Source organism: Steroidobacter sp., from assembly GCF_016790065.1.
Taxonomy (GTDB): Bacteria; Pseudomonadota; Gammaproteobacteria; order Steroidobacterales; family Steroidobacteraceae; genus Steroidobacter.
In genome coordinates this window covers 1-3306 of sequence record NZ_JAEUPY010000587.1, presented here as the reverse complement: position 1 = coordinate 3306, position 3306 = coordinate 1, and the positions used below count along the sequence as shown (strand labels likewise).

General features: G+C 61.0%; 5 protein-coding genes. 3 read left to right on the top strand and 2 right to left on the bottom strand.

Features of this window, described 5'->3' with window-relative positions:
• On the bottom strand, nucleotides 1–184 hold a 184-nt coding region (locus JNL55_RS24315; protein WP_293860291.1), incomplete at its 3' end, for a hypothetical protein.
• Nucleotides 185–618: 434 nt separating this feature from the next.
• Nucleotides 619–906 (bottom strand): hypothetical protein, encoded by a 288-nt coding sequence (locus tag JNL55_RS24310; protein ID WP_293860289.1) that lies wholly within the window; start codon nucleotides 904–906, stop codon nucleotides 619–621.
• Nucleotides 907–1168: 262 nt separating this feature from the next.
• Here JNL55_RS24310 and JNL55_RS37510 point away from each other — a divergent pair, with 262 nt between their 5' ends.
• From JNL55_RS37510 to JNL55_RS24300, 3 genes are all read left to right on the top strand, one after another.
• On the top strand, nucleotides 1169–1522 hold the full coding sequence (locus JNL55_RS37510) for a DUF3703 domain-containing protein (protein ID WP_415923159.1): 354 nt from the start codon (nucleotides 1169–1171) through the stop codon (nucleotides 1520–1522).
• 121 nt (nucleotides 1523–1643) lie between these two features.
• Nucleotides 1644–1943 (top strand): hypothetical protein, encoded by a 300-nt coding sequence (locus tag JNL55_RS24305; RefSeq protein ID WP_293860287.1) that lies wholly within the window; start codon nucleotides 1644–1646, stop codon nucleotides 1941–1943.
• Nucleotides 1944–2147: 204 nt separating this feature from the next.
• Nucleotides 2148–3299 (top strand): TolC family protein, encoded by a 1152-nt coding sequence (locus tag JNL55_RS24300; protein ID WP_293860285.1) that lies wholly within the window; start codon nucleotides 2148–2150, stop codon nucleotides 3297–3299.
• Nucleotides 3300–3306 lie beyond the last annotated feature (7 nt).

Sequence of the window (3306 nt, the reverse complement as noted above, 5' to 3'; positions counted from 1 at the left end):
GGCAACGGCTGTTCAGTGAGAATGCTATCGCCGCGCAGATGAGCCCCGTTGTTGTCATCCGTGAATCGATGACTTGACTGTGGTTCTCGTCCGGAAACGGACATGCCTGCCGGATGTCATCGAGGAACGAACTCGGCAGCGTCTGCTTACTCTGCAGCGTGTTGTCCGCTCCCGCAAAGCTCACATCGAGATCGTTGGTTTCGTTTTGCCAACCGAGCTTGCCGAAGTAGCGACGTACCTTGCTCGGGCTATGGTCCGCCCGCCATCGTCGTCTTGGGCATCGCCCGTGAAGAACCAATCGAGCACGCCGCGTGAGCCGCCCCCTCGAGCTCAGCAGCCTTGCGGCCGAACGAGCCCCCGGCCAGCTCGACGGCTCCGCCCGGATACCGCGCTCCGCTTTCTGTATATACGGCCACTGCGCCACCGAGCGTATTCAGGCCGAATGCCGGATTGGACCAGGAATGAGCTGAATGCTGGCCATCGCCGTCGGGGGTATGAGATCCCAGTTCACAACGTCGCCGAATGGCATCGTTGTGCGCACACGTCCTGGAAGATCGACACTCCCTGCGGCGTGCCGAGAAGCGGGAACGCGCTGAAGCCGCGAACACTGATGTCGTGTTAGAAACGATCGCCCTGCGCGGCATTCGATGAGATACCAGTCGGGTTCTGCTCCAGATAGTCCGTGACCGTCGCTTGGCGCTGGTCGGCGAGATCCTGGCTCGTGTAGATCTGAACGTTTGCAGGCACATCGCGAACCGGTGTGCCGAGCCCCGGGAGCGGCGGCGTCCCGACGACCACCACCATGGGCATCTCCAACGCTTCCGCGGGGTTCTCACGTGGCTTGTCTTGCGCGTTCGCCGTTGCGACTGCACATACGCAAATCGACGTGAACAGTGCGGGACGCATCGGAACTCCAACCTCGAAATGGATCAGTTCACCTCAGGCGTTCCTGCACTTCGTGGATGTAGAATCTCGACCGAACTTCAATGTTGCCGACTCGCGCTAGTGAGCGCTAGGGTGGATTTGCCATCCATACGTCGGATGCGCTCGAAATTTGGCCGCAGCCGCGAAACTCTAAAAAGAACGCCCAGGCGCTTGACCCTAAAGCTACTGCAGGGTGTGAACTAGTCAGGTCATCTTGTTCTCTACATACGGATCCAGCCGCTTTATGACCAGCGCCGAGTATGATTACTACATGAAGGATGCTTGCCGGCATGAGGCGGTACATCGCATCGATGCCGCCTGGGCCTGCCTTGAAGCCGCACATGTGCTCGGGCAATCGCGCACCCGCGACCACGTACTAACGCATCGTTCCATGCTGGGTCTTGCCTGGCGGCAACGGGACCATCGGGAGTTTGTCGGACAACTCTTTCGGTGGATCGCGGCCGCAACCTTCACTTGGCTGTGGATGCCGTCAGGCAATACCGGTCGAGCCCGCATCAGTCCCTTCCGACCCGAGCCGATCCCCAGAGACCTTGCGGTGTGGCTAGACGCTAAGATGAACGTCACAAACCAGCCATGAAATTCATGAGAAACTTTGGATCCTGAGGCATACTAACGGCATGTGGCGCCACTCCCCCATCGCCAGGCTCCTATGGCTGTTCGCCATAGCGCTGCTATTGGTACGGGTTGGAGAAGCCCACTTGCACTTGTGCCTGGATGGCCAGCAGCATCCCGTTGCCATGCATGTGCAGGACGCGCCGACGCATAACGGCGTCGAGACGTCTCCCGGCGGCCACAACGACGTCGATGTCGATTTCTCGGTTGCTCCGTGGGTCAAAAAGATCGGTGTCGATGAGATGCCGGTCGTCGTGGTCGCGAGCGTCCTGCTCGCACTGCTCTTGCCGATATCGCAGAGCACGAGTCGTCCGGCTCAGTTTCTCACTCCTCATCTCGCTTCCGCATTCAGCCTCCGTCCGCCGCTTCGCGGACCACCGCGCTAATACCTCCGATTCGTAGTCATTCCCTGTGACCTCACGCGTGGGAGCACGCGTGCCGTAGGAGGCTTTTCGATGCTATCTGCATTTGCACGCGCCTGCACGGCGTGCGCCCTATTGTTTGTTATTCCGTCCGTTAATGCTCAGTCACCCGGTGAATCAGTCAATCCAGAAGGTGAACTGACTCTCGCACGCGGCATCGATGCCGCCTTGCGCAGCAATCCTGATCTGCTGGCCAGTGCGTATGAGCTAAGCGCAGCGCAAGCGCGAATCGTGCAGGCGGGGTTGCGCCCCAATCCGGGGCTGGGCTTGGAACTCGAGAACTTCGCGGGCACGGGTGCGACCAAGCGAATCGATTCGCTAGAGACGACGCTCAGCCTGAGTCAGGTGGTCGAACTAGGCGGTAAACGGGGATTACGCCGCGCCGCTGCCGAGGCGGATCTGGACGTCGTCGGTGTCGAACAACGCGCTCGTGAGTTGGACGTTCTTTCGGAAGTCACCGGTCGCTTTATCGACGTCGTCGCCGCCCAGGAGCGCGTTCGCTTCGCTATACAAGCGACGGCACTTGCGCAGAAAACGCTCGATGCGATCGGTGCCCGCGTCGAAGCGGGACGATCCCCGGAAGCCGAGCGCAGCCGCGCACGCATCGCGCTGACGCGAGCCCTGTTGGAACAGCGCCAGGCGGAAAGCGAGCTGCGCGCCGCGCGCTACGCGCTCTCAGCCACCTGGGGCAGCCCCGAGCCGGCATTCACCTCAGCCAGAGCGGAACTTTTCGACCTACGTGCGGTGGAGTCCTTCCAAGCGCTGATGGATAAACTGGAGCAGTCACCCGATTTCACACGGTTTGCCTCGGAATCGCGTCTGCGCGAGGCGGAGCTACGACTGGCGCGGGTTCAGGCCCGGCCGAATCTCACCTTCAGCGTGGGTGTTCGACGCTTCGAGGTGAACAGCGACACCGCGCTCGTCGCCGGCTTCTCGATGCCTCTGCCGGTCTACGACCGCAATCAAGGCACGATTCGAGAGGCGCAGGTCCGGCTCAATCAAACGGACGCACTCCGCAACGCGGCTCGCGTCAGAGCGCGCGCAAGCCTGCTCGCTCTATACCAAGAGATGAACACAGACCGCGCTCGTGTCGACACGTTGCGCAACGAGGCTATGCCTCAAGCGCAACTTGCACTCGACCAAACACGCAGCGGCTACGACCGGGGCCGCTTCTCTTTCCTGGAACTCATCACGGTCCAGGAAGAACTGCTCGCGTTGCAAGCCGCAGCGATCGATGCCGCCGCCGACTATCACCGCGTTCTGGCTGAGATCGAGCGCCTTACCAGCGCCGCACTCACCCGCCCGATTTCCACACCTTGAGTTGAAA